The following is a 15,653-nucleotide window of genomic DNA, read 5'->3' on the forward strand; positions in this document are numbered from 1 at the left end:
CGGGGCCCCTGCCCCGGAGGAGCGGGACACTCGCTACGTGATCTCCCGTCCGCTGGACCAGCTCGTGGAAGATGCCATTTCCTCTCTGAGCGCTGCAGGCAACTTCGACACCGCTCTCGACCAAGGAGTGCAAGCGTCGGGATCGGACCCTGCCGGCCACGTGACGATCACTCTCACCCCCGCATCCCTCACGTCCTGTGAGGTCAAGGCGAGTTGGGCCGAAAAAGCATCGGTGATCCAGATCAACAGGGCCCTCGATGAGGCGCTTGCTGATGCGCGTTCCGCCCTGGCCCGCACCAGCATCTCCGAGCGGGCAGCGGGAGAGGGGCCACGGCTCGACGGCCTGATCGACGAGGCGCTAGCTGTACTCCGCGACCCCAGGCGCCTCAACAACCTCTGACAGGAGTCCGCCCGTGGCAAGTCCCGATATCAAGACGGTCACCCATGTACTGCGCTCCGAAGCACGTATGTGGGATGAACAAAGCGACGCACTGGGAAAGCTCCACCATGACGTAGAGGGACTGCGCATCAGTCGCCTCGAAGCAGGAATATTCCAAATCGTGTTTGCAGCTTACGAGACGGCGGTCAACGAGATATCTGACCGATGCAAGGAGGGGCAGCAGCGCACGCAGGAAATCGCTGATGCCCTTATCAAGAACGCGACGGCCTACGATAACCAAGAAGAAGACACGACGGCGCACATAGAGGGAACATACTAAACGGGGGGGCGGCATGACCACTTTTAGCCTTTCGCAGTACCAGGCCATGTCGGACGAGCTGAAGTCCGGCGTGAACAAGCTGTCGCAAAAGAAGAAGGAACTCGTCCCTGCGGCGCGTAAGGGGGGCGATAACTGGTACATTCCGCAACAAATAGCTGATGCGATCATGTGGATCGCCGAGAAGATGGAAGAACTCGCGAAATGGGTGCTCGAAAAGATTGACGATGCACTGAAGGCTGCGGAAGCTCCCATAACGCTTTTCCACATGTCGACTGACTGGATTGACAAGATCAAGACCCCCTCATCGGAGGTCCAGGCTCAGACGGACTGGAAGGCACTGCAGGCTCCCCGTCACTGGAAGGGGGAAGCAGGCGACCTCTACCTGGCATCGGTGCGGGGCCAGTCCCCCGCCGCAGGGCGGATCGGGGCCATCGCGGACCAGGTGTCCTTGTCCTGCACGATCTGCGCCAGCACCGGGCTCGTGTTCTACGTCGCGCTGGCAGGCATCTTGGCGAAGTTCATCATGGCTACGGTCGCAGCTATCGGCGCGCTGATGACCGGGGTCGGAGCTCTCGCCAGTCTCGGGATCTTCCTGGAAGAGGCAGCGGTGAACGCCACAGCCATAGGCACAGCGCTCCTGGCGGCGCTCACAGCCTTGGGAACCCAGATTGAGGAACTGAACCGCGTCAAGGGTCAGGCGCAAGACGTCAGTGACTTCCCCGGCCCCCCTGTGGGCAATTGGCCCAAGGGCACGGCGTGAGCATGCGCGAGCCGAAGCTCATACATCCGTTGGCGGCACTGATGATGCTTCTGGGGATCGCTGGCCTCTGCGCTGCGGTGGCCTTCGCGGTCAACAGGCACCCGACCCCCGCGAACACCCTCTTTCCGACCTCCCTCGTCCTCTTCGGGGCAGGTCAGGTCTACAACCATCGCAAACGACAGCGTGACTGGTTCTACCGAACGTTCCGCACGTACGAGAACTTCCGCATGGAGGTGACCGAAGAGATGCGCCAAGTGCAGCACGAAAAGGGTGATGCGGCGGTCGTACGGCATCTGAGGACGCTGTACCCGCACCTCCCGGTGCCCGTGATCACACGGCTGATCAAAGAGCTCTGACCCCATACCAGCCAGTGGAGGACAGCGACAGCACAACAAGCCGACGCTACCAACAGTCTCAATTGCGGTGACGGTGCCCTTGCCACCTGGCTGCGGCCGATCCAAGGCCAGGATAGGGCCCGGGCACTCTCAGCGACCAACAGCGCGACGAGATCACCGGCGCCCTAAAGGATCCGGCCCAGAACGTCTACATCGCCTCGGGATACCTGGCATAGCTCAAGGCCGAGAGCAGCTTCGCCGACGTCCCGCCAGCGAAGATGACCCGCGAGCAGATGCAGGAGTTCGCCACCCGCTACAACGGCGGCCCCTCATACCAGAACCCAGGGGCACAGCGGTACGGGCGCCAATTCGATGAAAATGTTGGCCACGCGAAGGAAGCTCTCGGATCGTGACGACACCCACCAGGCCCTCCAGCGCACGTGGCCGACTGCGCGCCGGCACAGTTTTGGGCGCATGCCTGCTGCCCACGATCCTTAATGCCGCTGGCCTTCGTCACCCTGGTCCAGCTCATGCCCCGCGGCAACGACGCGGTCGAGCTCGACGCGGCATCAAAGTTCGCGCTCATCAGCAACCTCGGCATCGGCTGGGCCCTGTCTGCCTCGCCCTCACCCTCCCCTTCGTGAAAACCCGAAGGCTGCGGGCCTGGTGGCACACGCCGCCCAGCCATGCTCCTGGCGCTGGCAGTGAGGCTCCACTTCTTCCCGCCCTACAGCTGACCGACTATGAGCTTCTGCACCACCGGCGTGGTCCTCAGCCTGACCGGCCACGAGGAATCGGGCGTTGACCTCATCAGGGTCAGATGCCTCACGGCAGGTATCCGCGCCCGGAAGTACCGCACGGTCGTGGCCTCTGCCGCCGGAACGCCCCCGGCGGCAAAGGCCGCCTCCTTGAAGACCCCGCTCGTCAGGCGCGTCAGCGAGGTGTGGCGCCACTCGCACAGGGCCCAGCCGGTGCCCGCCCGGTCGGCGCCGTGTGCCGGTCCAGCAGGGCGCGAGCCCTGAAAAGATCTCCACCCTCTTCAGGGCGGCCAGGTGGTCTACTCGGCGGGTGACGGGATCAGTGTCTGCAAGTAGGTCTGGGTGATCGCGTCGGTTGAGTAGAGGCGGGTGCCCTTCGTGCCTCTGGTGGCGAGGACGCGGTAGATGTTGAGCGCGTATTGCAGGTAGCGATGCGGCGGGAGTTCACAAAGCTGGGAGTCGTGGCTGGCGTTGGGGTTGGCGATCCAGCGGTCTCCGCGACGGACCAGGTCGTCGCCCATGATGACCACGTTGTAGGCGTACTCCATCCCTTGGGCGGTATAGATGCAGCCGACCTGCTCTTGGCCGCCGCTGTCCGTGGCCCAGAAGGGACGGGCAGGCACATCGGGATAGTCGAAGCTGGGCTCATCGGCGCGAGAGTTCCATGGGCGTGTCCAGGTGCGTGGCCCGTCCGGCCCTTCCCAGGAGATCGCGACTTCTGGGTGGAGCGGCGGGGTAGGTGGAGACTCCCAGGGCCAGCAGAAGCCGGCCGTGACTCGAGCTGCGTGGCCGGTGTGGGTGTACTCAGCAACCCACTGGGTGAACTGCTCGGGGTCCGCTGCAGCAGCGAGGTCGTAGTCGGTGCCTGCCCAGGCCGGGACGATTCCTTCGGGCTCAAAGAGGTGATCGACCCATTGTTGGTAGGCGCGCGAGCCGTTGCATCGGAACTCGTTGACCAGGTCGATAGGAATGAACGAGAAACCGCTGGACTCCGCGTACTGCTTAACTTCCTCGACGGTGATTCCCTCGGTCGGTCGCACGACCTGTAGTTCGTCGAGGAACAGGACGCTCACGGCTGCTTGGCCTAGGAGTTTGCCCAGGGTGATCGGGAAGCCGGCCCGCTGACGGCCGGGGTAGGTGCGGGCGCGGTGGGCCTCGTCGAGAAGGACCACGCTGCCATCCGTGACCCCGGCCGGGACCTTGTCGAGGAACGTGGCGATCAGGCCACGAAAGTCGTCCCCGACGGCCCTGCGCAGCTGGCGTGTGAGCGTTCCGGAGGGGGACAGGAGCCGTGGATTGCTCCTGGGCTGCTTGCACAGGTCGCCCAAGAGCCTGCAGGCAACGACGGTCTTACCCGTGCCCGGCCCCCCGGTCACCACAACGATGCTCTTCATGCCCGTCTGACGTGCGGCGTCCACGGCGTGCAGGATTTCCTGGCGAGCCAGGTCTTGGTCTCCAATGAGGGTGAACGTGTCACTTCCTTCAATGACGCCTCCGGCTCGTTCCAGGAGCGCCGGCGACGGCCGGTGATCGACCTGGAGAAATCGTTCGACTTCATCCCAGCTTGCGGGCTGCAGGTCCGCGCAGCCCAGCCGCTGGGCCAGGTCCTGGGCGGAGGGGGTGGGCGTGAGGTCGTCGCGTCCCAGCACCGGAAAGGCGCTGGAGGGGCCCCGGTCGGCCGATGCACGAAGTCTGGCAATCAGGCCGGCGGGAGCATCATGGAGGACGGCCGCACCCCGGACGGTCAGCGGGAACTCCTCGCGGCTCACCCACTGCTGCAGGTAGTGCACGTACCCGCCGACCTGGCGGGCGGGGTGTTGGACGATGCGATCCCTCGTACGGACCATGCCCGGCCGCGCAAGGTGGAAATCGGCACGGGTCCACTGTTTTAACTCGATCGCGACCGTGCACAGACGCCCGCTCGCCTCTCTGCCGACGATGAGGGCATCGACCCGCTCGCCCGTGGCCGGCAGCGAGTACTCCAGCAGCAGGTGCGCCGCATTCAAGCCGGCGTCACAGAGAATCTGAGTGAGGGCAGGCCAGCTCACGCGCCAGCTACGCGCCTCCTCCCGGCCCGGAGCGACCCCGAAGACTTTCACGAAGCGCTGCTCCACCGCGTCGATGAACGCCTCATCGCCCACCAGTTGTGCCGCCTCGGCAACCGTTCCCCCATAGAGATACATACGCGATCTATATCAACCTCAACTGACGGCCCCAGCAGAGGCCTTGGACAATGACGCACTGTCAGTGGCGTCTGATACTTCTGTAGCCATGACGTTGAGGTCCCTTCAGCACGCCCTGGCCGAGTTCGCCGCAGACCGGGAGTGGCAGCCGTTCCACACGCCTAAGAACCTCGCGATGGCGCTGGCCGGCGAGAGCGGTGAGCTGCTGGAGATCTTCCAATGGCTGACGCCTGAGCAGTCCGCCCAAGTGATGCAGAACAGCGAGCGTTCCCAGCACGTGCGTGAGGAGATGGCGGACGTCCTGGCCTACCTCCTCAGGCTGGCGGACGTCTTGGACGTCGACCTCGAACAGGCTTTGGCCGACAAGATCGAGAAGAATCGCCGCAAGTACCCGGTGCACCTGGCACGGGGCAACGCGGACAAGTACACACAGTTGGGGGGATGATCCACACCATGCGGATCGTGATGCAGCCGGCCCGCCGGTCGGAGAAGGACGTCGACCAGCACTACCAGGACACAATCGTCAGCCCCGTAGTCTTCGACGACCACGCCGACCTGCTCGACGCATCAACAGTCGACCAGCTCAAGCACCTCTTCCCCGACGGCCAAGCCCAGATGTGGGGCATCGTGCCGGGCAAGAGAGACGTCAACGTCTCCCGAATCAAGCGGATGCGCCCCGGCGACTGGGTCTTCTTCAGCGGCGACAAACGCATCTACTTCGGCGGCACCATCGCGCTGATGTGGCACAACCGGGAACTGGCCACCCGCCTGTGGGGCACCGACCACGCCGGCAGCACCTGGGAGCACATGTACGCCCTGTCCGGCACCCGCGGCTTCGACATCCCCATCGAAGAGATCCGCACCCTTCTTCACTGGAACCCCAACCGCAACATCATGGGACTCGACGCTGCTCTTCGAAGTCGACACGGACTTCGGAACGCCGGTATGGCTGCTGTGCAACGTCCCCCGCGCCTACGACGGCAACGGCGCCGGCCGCCTCGGCTCCAAGCGCACCCGCTGGGAAGCGGAACAGTCCGTGCAGTCGGAGGACCGGTCCCAGCGCCGCAAAGGCGAGATGCCGCAGAACTTCTACGCCATGACCGCGACGGAGATCCTCCCCATCGGAGGCCCATCCGACGGGGCACGTGAAGCGCTGGCGGCCATGACCGCCCGCCTGTGCCACCAAACCCTCTTCTGGTCCGACCGCGCCCGCTACCCAGTGCCCCTGCATGCGGCACGGCAAATGGACCATGACCACCCGCAGTACCGGCGCGACGCAGTCGACGCAGAGCCCGGGAGCGGGGACCAAGGGGAAAAGGGATAAGCCACGGAACACAGGCGACCGCACCGTGGACAGGTGCGGGAGGTGGAGCACTTGGCTCCACCTCCCGTGGCCCTACCGGAGCGAACTGATCCGTTGCCGTCGGCGGCCCCCTCGCTGCGACGTCTGAAGCGACCGCGGATCCGGTGGACTCAGGACACGGTGGCCGACATGCAACCCTCCCGACTGCGACTCAAGCCCAAGGCGGCCGGCCGCCGGAGGCCCAGCGGGCGAGGCCGCGACCGTCAATGAGCCGTAGCGCCTTGGGCAGCATGGCGTTGGTGCGCTCGGCATCTGCAGTGAAGGCGCTGGTGGTGATGATGGCCGCGCCGACGCAGCTATGGATGTCCCGGTAGGTTCCGTTGATCTTCATGACCTCTTCGGAGCCGACGCGGCCCTTCCAGCGCTTGCACTGCAGGAGGTAACGGTCGCCGCTGTGGAGGTGGACCAGAACGTCGAGACCGCGGTCGTTCTTGCCGCCGGAGACTTCGGTCTTGCGGACAGCGGGATCGCGGCGAGCGAGGTCCGCCATGGCGTGCTCGAACTCGGTGTAGCCCATGTTCTGGTAGGCGACGATGGTATGAGTGAAGTCCTTGCCGGGCCCGGCTCCCGCTGCGCCCGCCAGGCCGGCGGGCAGGCGGAGCCGACCGGTGCGGACGAGGTAGATCGTCAGAGCCGCAACGGCTGCCAGGACGACGACGATGGTGCTGGTGATGGGGTAGGCACTCACGGCGGCGATGACGAAGGCCCCGATGAGGAGGGCCGCGAAGGCCTGGGCTTCGCGTGCACGGCGACGGACGGATTTGCCGCGGGGCCGCCTCGTCGGACGGGGCCGGCGATTCGGACGTCGGACGGCGCCCGAGCGTCGGCGTGCGGGTGTGACCATGCGACTCCCCCGGAAAAACGGTCTGGTCCCCTCAGTGTTCTGTGGCGACGTGCTCGAGGTGGGCAGGCCCGGTGACGTTGGCTGGTTGTGCCTCGTCGTTGGCCTTAAGCCCAACCACTTGTCCGTGTCAGGCGCCGATCCCTGCTGTGCAGCGCCTCACTGACTCGCCTGCGCGATGCCCTCCACCAGCTGACGTACCGCGCTGAGCATGCTCTGTCCGAACTCGGTCGGCGCGAGGAGCAGCCCGAGTACGAGGATCACCGTGATCCCGAAGGCCTGGTCGATGCGGGTGCGGGGCTGAACGGGCCGACGGAACCGCAGGATGACGATGAAGGCGAGCAGCACAGCCACGTTGATGGTCAGCATCCGGCGGTCCTCTCCGTTGTCCGCCGGGTGGCGGGTCTGCTGCTGGTGTACCGCCGTCGGGAGCTCGGTGTCCTTCGAACAGGATCGGGTTGACGTGAAAGCAGCCCCCGGGCCGAAACCAGGGGTGCCACTGCAGACGGCCAGCTTTCGACGCCGAGTCATTCAAGCAACGCAACGCAGTCGAGCGATGCAGAAACCGACTCAAGCAGTGGCGCGGTCTCGCCCTACGACGGACAAACTCGCCATCGCCTACCGGGCCGCACTCCACCTCGCCGCCATCCTCATCTGGGCCCGCACGTGATGGAAAGGGCAAAACGTCTAGGCTGCTGGTCAGAGGGGGTCGAGGAGCATCAGGACCTCGTCCCAGGTGTCATCGTTACGCCAAGCGCAGGGCTGCGGGCCAGCGGCCCACCTCACGCCATTCGAGGCGGCCGTAGAATTCCTCCAGCCCCTCTTCGCCCCGGGCCGCAAGGCGGAGCTGTTCAAGCCCCAACTCGTCACGGGCGGCCTTCCGCAGCTCTTGCATGAGAGCGGAGCCAATACCACGGCCGCGGAACCTGGGATGAGTCTGGAGGTTATGGACCGTGCCCCAGTGTCCAGGGCCCGCAGGACCTTCCTGCGGGCCTGACGCTGCTTCTGGGGGGCGAGCGGCTATCCGCTTTGAATCCAGCGCTCTTTCAAGTGCGGGATCTCCAGCTCCTCCTGCACGACGTTCGTGGAGAACAACGTCGCAGCGAAACCAGCTGGATCCTCTGGAGGATGCTCGGAAGCATCGACGATCAGAAGGCTGCGCTGGTACAGCTTCTCCACCCCGCGCACCTCGATCACCACATCGGCCCAGACGCCCCTGTCGTCCTCGCGGGTGCCACAAGTCTTCAGCACCCCCAGATCGCCTGCTCGTAGCAGGGCCTCGATCTGCGTCCGGGCAGTGGTCTGGAAGGCGTCGAGATAGTCGGCGTACTGCTCGGTCAGCGGCATTCAGCAGTCCTTCACGGCCTTCTCGTTCGCGGCCAGGCAGCCGCCTCCGAGATAGTAGGCGGTGATGATGCCGCTGGCACGGCCGTCCGGCGTGTGGCCGTCAGCATGCGTGTAGACAACCTTCATCTTCCCGTACGTCGCGTTGACGTTGGTCTTGGAGACGCATTCCCACTTCTCCCCTGCCGGGTTCCTACAGTTCGCGTTATCGAGGGTGTCCTGGATGTCACTGTCGAACCGGCTCCAGGGCATCGTCTTGCGGTGGCCTCGGTCGTCAATGTGGTGAACACCGAAGCCGACGGGCTTGTTGCCGTCGTTGTCATGACGGCCCCAGCGCAGCGGGATGTCATGCCCGTTGGGAGAGAAGTGCGTCCGGTACACAGTCCAGTTCGTGGCTGCATGTGCCGGGGCTGCCCCGGCGAAGACGATCCCCAGGGTTGCGGTCGTGGCGAGTGCGGTTGTGGTCAAGGTGCGGAAGATGCTCGTACGGCGAAACAAGAATTCCCCCCGATCTGCACGTATGTTCGATCGAAAGCGACCGTCCCTTGTTTCGCTTGATCGTGTCAAGCACATTCCCCGTCCGCTGGCCGGTCCTGGAGGGTGGAGGCCAATTTTGTCTTGCGCCGTAGTATTGGCCGTACGGGCAACTCCTCGTTCACAGATTCAGATTCGGGTGGGAGGCATCAAGCGATTCCCGATGATGTGGGCCCCCGGGAGAGGTCCGTTCGTGACGCCCAGGTGCCGCCTCCTTCCCGGTGGTTCAGGTCCAAGCGTTGGGGGCACACATTTCGGCCAACGGGCTCTTGGCGCGGGCGTTAATGCGATCAGCACCGAACCAGCTGTCGCTCTCGATCGATCACACCGCCGACGTTCCGTGACCTTTCCTTCCCGGCCTGGACCACATCGGACGAGCCCTCTTCCACGGGCACCGACGTGAGCTCCCGAGCCCTCCGCCCACCGCAGCCACAGGGCCGTCAGATGCGTTGCCTCAATTGGGGTGTTCACGAGCCTGGCTGGCCAGCGGGGACTTGAGGGCCTGGAGACCGTTTCCCGCGCGCCCAGTGATCGTTTCCCGAAACCGCAAAGAATTCTTCGCGAAGACATCTTTGCGAAGGATTGTTTGCGGTCTAGGGTCGCGGCATGACTGACTTAAGCGAGGAGCTGAACGCTCCGGGCCCTGACGCAGTGGTCCTGGACGCCAAAGGTTTGCGGGCTCTGGCGCATCCAGTGCGAGTGCGGCTGGTGGGGTTGTTGCGCAAGCACGGTCCGTCGACGGCGACGCGTCTCGCCGAACGGCTGGGCGTGAATTCCGGCACCGCCAGCTATCACCTACGCCAGCTCGCCGCGGCGGGCTTCGTCGCAGAGGACAGGGAACGCGGGAACGCACGGGAACGCTGGTGGCATGCGGTACACCAGACGACTTGGCTCAACGACTCCGATCTGGTGGAGCAGGAGCCGGAGGCCACGCTCGCCTATCTGCAGTCCGTCGCCGCCGCGTACACCCTGCACACCCAGCGCGCCTTGAATGAGTTCCACACGATGCCCCGTGTCTGGCGAGAGATCTTCGACATGAGCGACTGGCCTCTGCGGCTCACCGCCGAGGAGGCAACGGCCCTGAGTGAGGAACTGACGGCAGTGATCGCTCGCTACCGGCGGGATTCGCCGCAGGAGGCGGCCCAGGCCCCGGAGGGCGCCGAGCGAATCGTACTGATCACGCACGTCGTGCCCGAGTTGGACAGGTCCGGAGCGTTGCCGGGGCGCTCGGCGATTCAGGGCGGGGCCGGGACGGGGGCATCGTGAAGAATCGGTCCCAGGCGACTGACGGCTTACCGGAGCAGCGGAGCCTGCGGCCGCTGGCCGGGGTGCTCACGGCGATGGCGGTGTCCCTGGCGGGCACCCGTGTTTCAGCGATCGCACTGCCATGGTTCGTTCTCATCACGACCGGCAGTGCGGTTCAGACCGGGCTGGTGGCCTTCTGCGAAATGGCTCCCTATGTGGCGGTGAAGGCGCTCACCGGGCCGTTGGTGGACCGGGCCGGGCCCCGCTCCGTGTCCTGGCGCACCGACCTGGTCAGCGCGGCCGCCGTTGGTGCGGTCCCCTTGCTACATGCCCTGGGCCTGCTCTCCTTCCCACTGCTGCTGGTCCTGGTCGCAGTGGTCGGTGCGGCCCGCGGTCCGGGCGACCTGGCCAAGCACGTCATGGTTCCCGAGGCGGCCGAGCGCGGCCGGCTGCCGCTGGAACGAGCCACCGGCCTCTCCGGCGTGGTCGAACGGCTTGCCGTCACCGTCAGCCCGGCCGCGGGCGGCACGCTGGTGGCACTTCTCGGCCCGATGACGGGGCTGGCCGTCAACGGGGCTTGCTTCGTACTGGGTTCGGTCGTCATCGCCCTGGCGTTGCCGCGCGGCATGGGACACGCGCCGGCACGGGCTACCGCCCCGGCGGGGGAGGATGTCGGCTACTGGCGGCGTTTCGGTGAGGGCTTGCGTTTCCTGCGCGGCGAGCCGCTGCTGCTCACCGTCATTGTCATGGTTGGCATCACCAATCTGCTGGACGCGGCGTTCACTACCGTGCTCCTGCCTGTCTGGGCCAGCGAGTCGGGCAACGGGCCCGCGGGGATCGGCCTGCTGGGCAGCGCGGGAGGGATTGCAGCGGTCACCGGGAGCTTGATCGCCGCTGGGGTTGCGCACCGGATGCGGCGCCGAGTGGTGTTTTTCATCGGCTTTCTGCTGGCCGGGGCACCGAGGTTCCTGGTCTTGGCCGCGGACGCACCGCTGTGGGCATTACTTGCCGTGTTCGCCGTGAGCGGGTTCGGGTCGGGTTTCCTCAACCCGATCCTGGGAGCGGTCTCCTTCGAGCGGATACCGCGTCAGCTGCTCGGCCGGGTGAACGCCCTGAGCGATTCGCTGGCATGGGCGGGCATTCCGCTCGGCGGTCTGCTGGCCGGAACGGCCATGGCCGCCGTCGGTCTCGCGCCAACGCTCGTGGCAGGTGGGGCCGCATACTTCCTCACCACGACCCTGACTGCACTACGCCCCGAATGGCGCGAGATGGACCGTCAGCGCGGTAACGGCCGAGCACATCACCCGGCCGTGATATCGCCACAGGATGAGCGAGATACAGCCCCTCGGCTGTGACAATCAGGGAGTGTCATACAGCCCAGTGCCGGCATCTGAGCCCGGCGGGGGGGGCCAACAACACGCTCGCTTGTGGTGGCACTGGTCGCGGCTAACCGCGGTGATAAGCCCCGCAGCATCGTTGCCTGCCGTGTGACATGCAGCAGTCTCAGTTCAGAGAAGGCAGCGTGAACGACTGGCGGTGCTCCGCCCTCGGCGCGGTGTCATCGTGCTGCAGACGCTCCTGTGGGCCGATGAAGTACGTGAGGCAGGTGACCTGGGCCCGTCGGTGCCTGTCAGCGACCAGGAACTGCAGCTCGCCGAGCTGCTTCTGTCCGAGCTCACCGGCATCGAGATGCAGCAGCTGGAGGACGAGTACGGGCACGCGCTGGAACAGCTGGTGACCGCCAAGGTCGAGGGAGGGCAGGTGCCGGAATTGCCGGCGCCGCAGCTATCCGTCGACCTTCTCGCCGCGCTGGAGCAGAGCGTCGAAGAGGCCCGCCACTCCCGCCGGTAGCCGGCCCTGCGGACGCCTCGCGCATACCCCTTCCAACGCCCCTGTGCCTGTAGGAGATTGGGTACAGGGGGTATCGCATGACACGACGTCCTTGGCCGACGATCACCATCTACTACCGCTGTGAGGGCGAACAGCTCCTCGCCGCCTCGTTGTTCCGTCACACGAAGTGGGAGGCGACCGAGGTGACGGTACCCAGGAGCGTGGGCGGGCTCGAATCCGTCGTGGCTGCGCTGCGCGCCGGTGAGGGCTTCCGCGTTGACATTCCGGAGCCTCCGTACCCAGCGGGACAGCTCGTGCTCACCCGCAACAAGAGCCGAGGCCTTGTGGTCGAAGGCTCCCGCTCGCCGGGAGCAGCAGCCCGGTGCGCCGACCTGATGCTGGATGCGCTCAGCCGACACGAAAAGGTCCACGAGCAGAGGCATGCCGATGCCGTGCGGGCACGCGAGGCGGAACGCACGCAGCGCGCGGAAGCCGCACGGGCCCACCCCCGGAAGGTCGACGACCGGGAACGGTCGGTCAGTTTGCGCACGGTCTCGGGAGGGCTGCCCACCCTCGGACGACGCTCCCGGTATCGGTCTTGTCTGACACAAGCACTCACCCCACGAGGGACCCCATACCCCCACCGAAGCCGGTGGGGTCGCACCGTGGGTCGTGGTCAGGCGTTGAGGTCCAGCACGCGGACGGGCTCGCCATCCCAGCGCTTCGGCGCGGTGGTGGCGACGATCGCCCCGTCGGGGCGGTCCGCAGTGGGCTGGGCCGCGTACTGACTGTGGGCCGCGGCCCATGTCTCCTGCTGCGCCACGGCCAGGGCGGCGGGCAGGTCCAGGTCCAGGACGGTGATGCCGGGCAGCGCGGCGAGGTGCTCGGCGGTGCCGGGCCTGGCACGGTCGGCTTCGACGAGCGCGCACGCCGGGGCGTAGAGGTACCAGCCGGGCTCTGCGTGAGCCCGGTGGATCAGACGGGAGGCGAGGACGTTGCCCTGGCCGGCCGCAGTCATCGCAGTGTCGTCCAGGACAATGTGCATGGCGTCCCTCACCGGCCGGTCACCTGCGCAAGACGCCGGTCGAGCTCACTGTCCAGGTCCTGCTGCTGGGCCGCGGTGGGGGCGTAACCGTTCCACGCCTTCAGTGCGGCGAGAGCCTGCTCCGCGCGCTCGGCGCGCTCGGCCGGGGTGAGCAGGGTCTCGGCCAGGCGCGCCAGATAGGCGCGCAGCGATAGGCCCTCGGCGGCCGCGATCGCGGCAAGCCGGTCCTTCGCTTCCTCGGGGATACGGACATTGGCATCAGACATCGTCGTACTCCTTCCCACCCCCACAGGGTACGGGTACGTACCCGTACCCACCCAGTCGAGGTCGAGGAAGCTCTTCTTCGCCTCTCCGTACAGCTGGGCTGGACCTACGACGCGCGTCGGCGGTACGTCGAGCAAGATCATGTCGCGTCAGCTTCATGCCAGGAGCCGGACCAGTGCCCCGCAAGCGCCTGACCTGGCAAGTGCCAGGCTGGCCCGGCCGCCGCCTCCAACCCGTTAGAGGCTCGTCCCACGTCCCACGTCCGCCGGGCCCGGGGCAACATGCCCTGGCACTGACGTACGGTGCCGGGTGGGCGCCCGTGGCCGAGCGGCGTCAGCTCCTCGGGTAGCGCCCGGGGGCGAAGAACGACTCGTTGTACGGCTGGTGGGTGAGGGGGTGGAACGCCGCCGAGAAGTCGTCGGCCAGCTCGGTGATCGTGCCACGGCCCTCGACGGCGGTGAGCCAGGACGGGGGGAGGACGAGGTCGCCGTGGTGGGCGCCGAGGAGGTTGCCGCAGATGGATCCCGTGGAGTCGCTGTCACCGGAGTGGTTGACGGAGAGCAGGAAGGCTGACTCAACGCGCGTGCGCCGGGGTGCCGGGTCGGCGGGGCGGGCGAGGGCACAGTAGACGGCGATGGCCAGGGCCTCCTCGGCGATCCAGCCTCCGCCGAGGGTTTCGACCTTCTCGGGGGTCGCTGTGCCGTCGGCAGCCAGGTCGACCGCCTTGCGGAGGGCGGCCGTCGTCTCCTCGTGGCCGGGATAGCGGGCGAGGAGTTCCATCGAGCGCAGCACGGCGCCTTCGAGGGAGTCGCCGTCCAGTAGGTGTCCGATCATGGCGGCGAAGGCACCGGCCGCGTAGTAGCCGGTGGGATGGCCATGGGTGATCTGGGCGCAGCGGGCGGCGAATTCGAAGGCTCGGCGAACGGGCATGCCGGTGAGGCCGAAGGGAGCCGAGCGCATGACCGTGCCGCAGCCCTTGGAGTCGGGATTGACCGGCCCCGGCGCTCCGAGCTCGCCGAGCGTGTCGGGGATGTGCTCGTAGCGGAGGCCGGAGACGCAGGCGTTGCCGGGGGCACGACGGGCGTAGAGCCAGGTCTGCTGGCGCAGCCAGCCGGTGCGGTCGTGGGCGAGTTCGGCCTGCGGCGGGGGCGCGGGGTGGTTCTGGGTGTCGAGCCAGCGCAGATAGGCGTTCCGCACGAGGACGGGCCCGGCGGAGCTGATGCCGTTGTCGGTGGCGGGGCCGTAGCGGGCGTAGGCGCGGATGAGGCCTTCCGCGGTGAAGAGGGTCATCTGGGTGTCATCGGAGACCTGGCCGAGGACGACGCCGCCGACCGGCAGGAAGCCGGTGACCCCGGACGGCCCGTAGCCGTTGCGGATCGAGGCCAGCGGCTGGAACTCGATCGGGTATCCCAGGGCGTCGCCTATCGCCCCGCCCAGAAGACAGCCACGGACACGGGCACGGCGGGCGACGATGTCGCCCCACGACTGACTGTTCAAGCCGGTTCCCTCACTTGATGGTTGTGCTCATGGTCATTGCGTTGATCGGTCGCGTGGTCGGAGCCTTCCGGCTCAGAAGATCCAGGCCAGGTAGAGGCTCAGCGCCGCACCACCGGCGCCGCCCAGGACCAGCCGCTTCATCCAGGCACTCGCGCGGGTTCCGGCGATCAACCGGCCCACGGCCACGGCCTGTCCCCTGCTCGGCATGATGCCGGTCGCGGCGAACGGGATCCCCAGCGCGGCGACGATCCAGCCGAGGAAGAACAGCGCGCACCAGCGCCAGATCTCGCCGAAGCCGGTGGCGAGGTAGCCGCTCACGGTCTGCTGGACGGGGATGCGGTCGCCCCGTTCGCGGTCTGCCGTGATGGTCGCCTCGTGATCGACGGTCGTTCCGTCATCTGCGCGGAAGGTGCCGGCGCACACCGTCTTGTCGCTGTGGTGACGGCTTCCGTGGTCGATCCAGCAGCGCTCGACCGTGAGCGTGCCGTGACGACCGACGAGGCCCGCTGCGTGCGTCGAGTTGTACAGCGAGAAGCCGGCGCAGAGGAGCGCCAGAAAGAAGAAGAGCCGCCGAAGAGACGCCCTTTCACACTCGGCGCGGGCATCGAGACGAACGGATCCGGCGTCCCCAGTCCTGGCTCCAGCATGGCGCTACCACGCCCTCCACTCCGGCTGCTCCCGTGATCGCTCACCTTACTCAGCCGGTGCGTCGGCCCCACTGTCAGTGCCATGCCCTAGGTCGTTTCGTTTGGATCACCGAGCGGACCAAAGGAAGATGCCTGCAATGTGCAGTCCGGCCAGGTAGATGGTTGCGGTCTTCTCGTAGCGGGTGGCGATTCTGCGCCATTGCTTCAAGCGGTTGATGCACCGCTCGACGGTGTTGCGCTGTTTGTAGGTCTCACGGTCGAAGGCGGGTGGCCTGCCGCCCCGGCTGC

The 15,653-nt window shown here is 66.6% G+C and carries 19 protein-coding genes and 3 pseudogenes; 11 read left to right on the top strand and 11 right to left on the bottom strand.

From position 1 onward, the window contains the following. Nucleotides 1-37: 37 nt before the first annotated feature. From ACGFZW_RS37850 to ACGFZW_RS37870, 5 genes are all read left to right on the top strand, one after another. Nucleotides 38-400: a hypothetical protein gene (locus tag ACGFZW_RS37850; protein WP_393897880.1), complete on the top strand. Its 363-nt coding sequence runs from the start codon at nucleotides 38-40 to the stop codon at nucleotides 398-400. 13 nt (nucleotides 401-413) lie between these two features. Further along, nucleotides 414-719 (top strand): hypothetical protein, encoded by a 306-nt coding sequence (locus ACGFZW_RS37855; protein WP_393897881.1) that lies wholly within the window; start codon nucleotides 414-416, stop codon nucleotides 717-719. Nucleotides 720-732: 13 nt separating this feature from the next. Beyond that, nucleotides 733-1,479, top strand: a complete 747-nt coding sequence (locus ACGFZW_RS37860) for a hypothetical protein (protein ID WP_393897882.1) — start codon at nucleotides 733-735, stop codon at nucleotides 1,477-1,479. A 2-nt stretch (nucleotides 1,480-1,481) separates the two neighbouring features. After that, nucleotides 1,482-1,835, top strand: coding sequence for a hypothetical protein (locus tag ACGFZW_RS37865; protein ID WP_393897883.1), 354 nt, complete (start codon nucleotides 1,482-1,484; stop codon nucleotides 1,833-1,835). Between the two features lie 476 nt (nucleotides 1,836-2,311). After that, nucleotides 2,312-2,458 carry a hypothetical protein gene (locus tag ACGFZW_RS37870; RefSeq protein WP_393897884.1) on the top strand — a complete coding sequence of 49 codons (147 nt, stop codon included), beginning with the start codon at nucleotides 2,312-2,314 and terminating at the stop codon, nucleotides 2,456-2,458. A 413-nt stretch (nucleotides 2,459-2,871) separates the two neighbouring features. Here the strand turns inward: ACGFZW_RS37870 and ACGFZW_RS37875 are convergent, their stop codons facing one another. Then, nucleotides 2,872-4,755, bottom strand: a complete 1,884-nt coding sequence (locus ACGFZW_RS37875) for a DNA/RNA helicase domain-containing protein (RefSeq protein WP_393897885.1) — start codon at nucleotides 4,753-4,755, stop codon at nucleotides 2,872-2,874. Nucleotides 4,756-4,843: 88 nt separating this feature from the next. On the opposite strand from ACGFZW_RS37875, the gene ACGFZW_RS37880 reads away from it, so the two are divergent. Next, entirely contained in the window at nucleotides 4,844-5,200 is a 357-nt protein-coding gene (locus ACGFZW_RS37880) for a nucleotide pyrophosphohydrolase (protein WP_393897886.1), read from the top strand. 507 nt (nucleotides 5,201-5,707) lie between these two features. Further along, complete coding sequence (locus ACGFZW_RS37885; RefSeq protein WP_393897895.1) at nucleotides 5,708-6,079, top strand: RNaseH domain-containing protein; 372 nt, start codon at nucleotides 5,708-5,710, stop codon at nucleotides 6,077-6,079. 190 nt (nucleotides 6,080-6,269) lie between these two features. Here ACGFZW_RS37885 and ACGFZW_RS37890 read toward each other — a convergent pair whose 3' ends face one another. After that, nucleotides 6,270-6,806, bottom strand: coding sequence for a restriction endonuclease (locus tag ACGFZW_RS37890; protein WP_393897887.1), 537 nt, complete (start codon nucleotides 6,804-6,806; stop codon nucleotides 6,270-6,272). Nucleotides 6,807-7,118: 312 nt separating this feature from the next. Continuing rightward, nucleotides 7,119-7,328 (bottom strand): hypothetical protein, encoded by a 210-nt coding sequence (locus ACGFZW_RS37895; RefSeq protein WP_393897888.1) that lies wholly within the window; start codon nucleotides 7,326-7,328, stop codon nucleotides 7,119-7,121. A 134-nt stretch (nucleotides 7,329-7,462) separates the two neighbouring features. Here ACGFZW_RS37895 and ACGFZW_RS37900 point away from each other — a divergent pair. Continuing rightward, nucleotides 7,463-7,629: pseudogene (locus tag ACGFZW_RS37900) on the top strand (IS5/IS1182 family transposase); the annotation flags it as partial. A gap of 75 nt (nucleotides 7,630-7,704) precedes the next feature. Here the strand turns inward: ACGFZW_RS37900 and ACGFZW_RS37905 are convergent. Genes ACGFZW_RS37905 through ACGFZW_RS37915 form a run of 3 tightly spaced genes read right to left on the bottom strand, consistent with a single transcriptional unit; the run spans nucleotide 7,705 to nucleotide 8,771 of the window. After that, entirely contained in the window at nucleotides 7,705-7,998 is a 294-nt protein-coding gene (locus ACGFZW_RS37905) for a GNAT family N-acetyltransferase (protein ID WP_393897896.1), read from the bottom strand. Next, nucleotides 7,980-8,306 carry a hypothetical protein gene (locus tag ACGFZW_RS37910; protein ID WP_393897898.1) on the bottom strand — a complete coding sequence of 109 codons (327 nt, stop codon included), beginning with the start codon at nucleotides 8,304-8,306 and terminating at the stop codon, nucleotides 7,980-7,982. Before ACGFZW_RS37910 ends, ACGFZW_RS37905 begins: the two co-directional genes overlap by 19 nt. Continuing rightward, nucleotides 8,307-8,771, bottom strand: coding sequence for a hypothetical protein (locus tag ACGFZW_RS37915; protein WP_393897889.1), 465 nt, complete (start codon nucleotides 8,769-8,771; stop codon nucleotides 8,307-8,309). Between the two features lie 672 nt (nucleotides 8,772-9,443). Here ACGFZW_RS37915 and ACGFZW_RS37920 point away from each other — a divergent pair. From ACGFZW_RS37920 to ACGFZW_RS37930, 3 genes and pseudogenes are all read left to right on the top strand, one after another. Further along, nucleotides 9,444-10,103, top strand: a complete 660-nt coding sequence (locus ACGFZW_RS37920; RefSeq protein WP_393897890.1) for an ArsR/SmtB family transcription factor — start codon at nucleotides 9,444-9,446, stop codon at nucleotides 10,101-10,103. Beyond that, the gene (locus ACGFZW_RS37925) at nucleotides 10,100-11,437 is read left to right on the top strand and encodes an MFS transporter (RefSeq protein ID WP_393897891.1); all 1,338 of its coding nucleotides are present in this window, start codon (nucleotides 10,100-10,102) and stop codon (nucleotides 11,435-11,437) included. The genes ACGFZW_RS37920 and ACGFZW_RS37925 overlap by 4 nt, the downstream gene beginning before the upstream one ends. A gap of 166 nt (nucleotides 11,438-11,603) precedes the next feature. Continuing rightward, a pseudogene (locus ACGFZW_RS37930) lies at nucleotides 11,604-11,933 on the top strand (Ku protein); the annotation flags it as partial. 655 nt (nucleotides 11,934-12,588) lie between these two features. On the opposite strand, the gene ACGFZW_RS37935 reads toward ACGFZW_RS37930, so the two are convergent. The 5 genes and pseudogenes from ACGFZW_RS37935 to ACGFZW_RS37955 form a co-directional block, all read right to left on the bottom strand. Further along, nucleotides 12,589-12,957, bottom strand: coding sequence for a hypothetical protein (locus ACGFZW_RS37935; protein WP_393897897.1), 369 nt, complete (start codon nucleotides 12,955-12,957; stop codon nucleotides 12,589-12,591). A gap of 8 nt (nucleotides 12,958-12,965) precedes the next feature. Next, nucleotides 12,966-13,223, bottom strand: a complete 258-nt coding sequence (locus tag ACGFZW_RS37940) for a hypothetical protein (protein ID WP_393897872.1) — start codon at nucleotides 13,221-13,223, stop codon at nucleotides 12,966-12,968. 331 nt (nucleotides 13,224-13,554) lie between these two features. Continuing rightward, a complete protein-coding gene (locus ACGFZW_RS37945) occupies nucleotides 13,555-14,718 on the bottom strand; it encodes an ADP-ribosylglycohydrolase family protein (RefSeq protein ID WP_393897892.1) in 1,164 nt (387 codons plus the stop codon). A 72-nt stretch (nucleotides 14,719-14,790) separates the two neighbouring features. Continuing rightward, complete coding sequence (locus ACGFZW_RS37950) at nucleotides 14,791-15,141, bottom strand: hypothetical protein (protein ID WP_393897893.1); 351 nt, start codon at nucleotides 15,139-15,141, stop codon at nucleotides 14,791-14,793. 330 nt (nucleotides 15,142-15,471) lie between these two features. Next, nucleotides 15,472-15,653: pseudogene (locus ACGFZW_RS37955) on the bottom strand (IS5/IS1182 family transposase); the annotation flags it as partial.

Source organism: Streptomyces sp. NPDC048248 (assembly GCF_043201875.1).
Classification (GTDB): Bacteria; Actinomycetota; Actinomycetes; order Streptomycetales; family Streptomycetaceae; genus Streptomyces.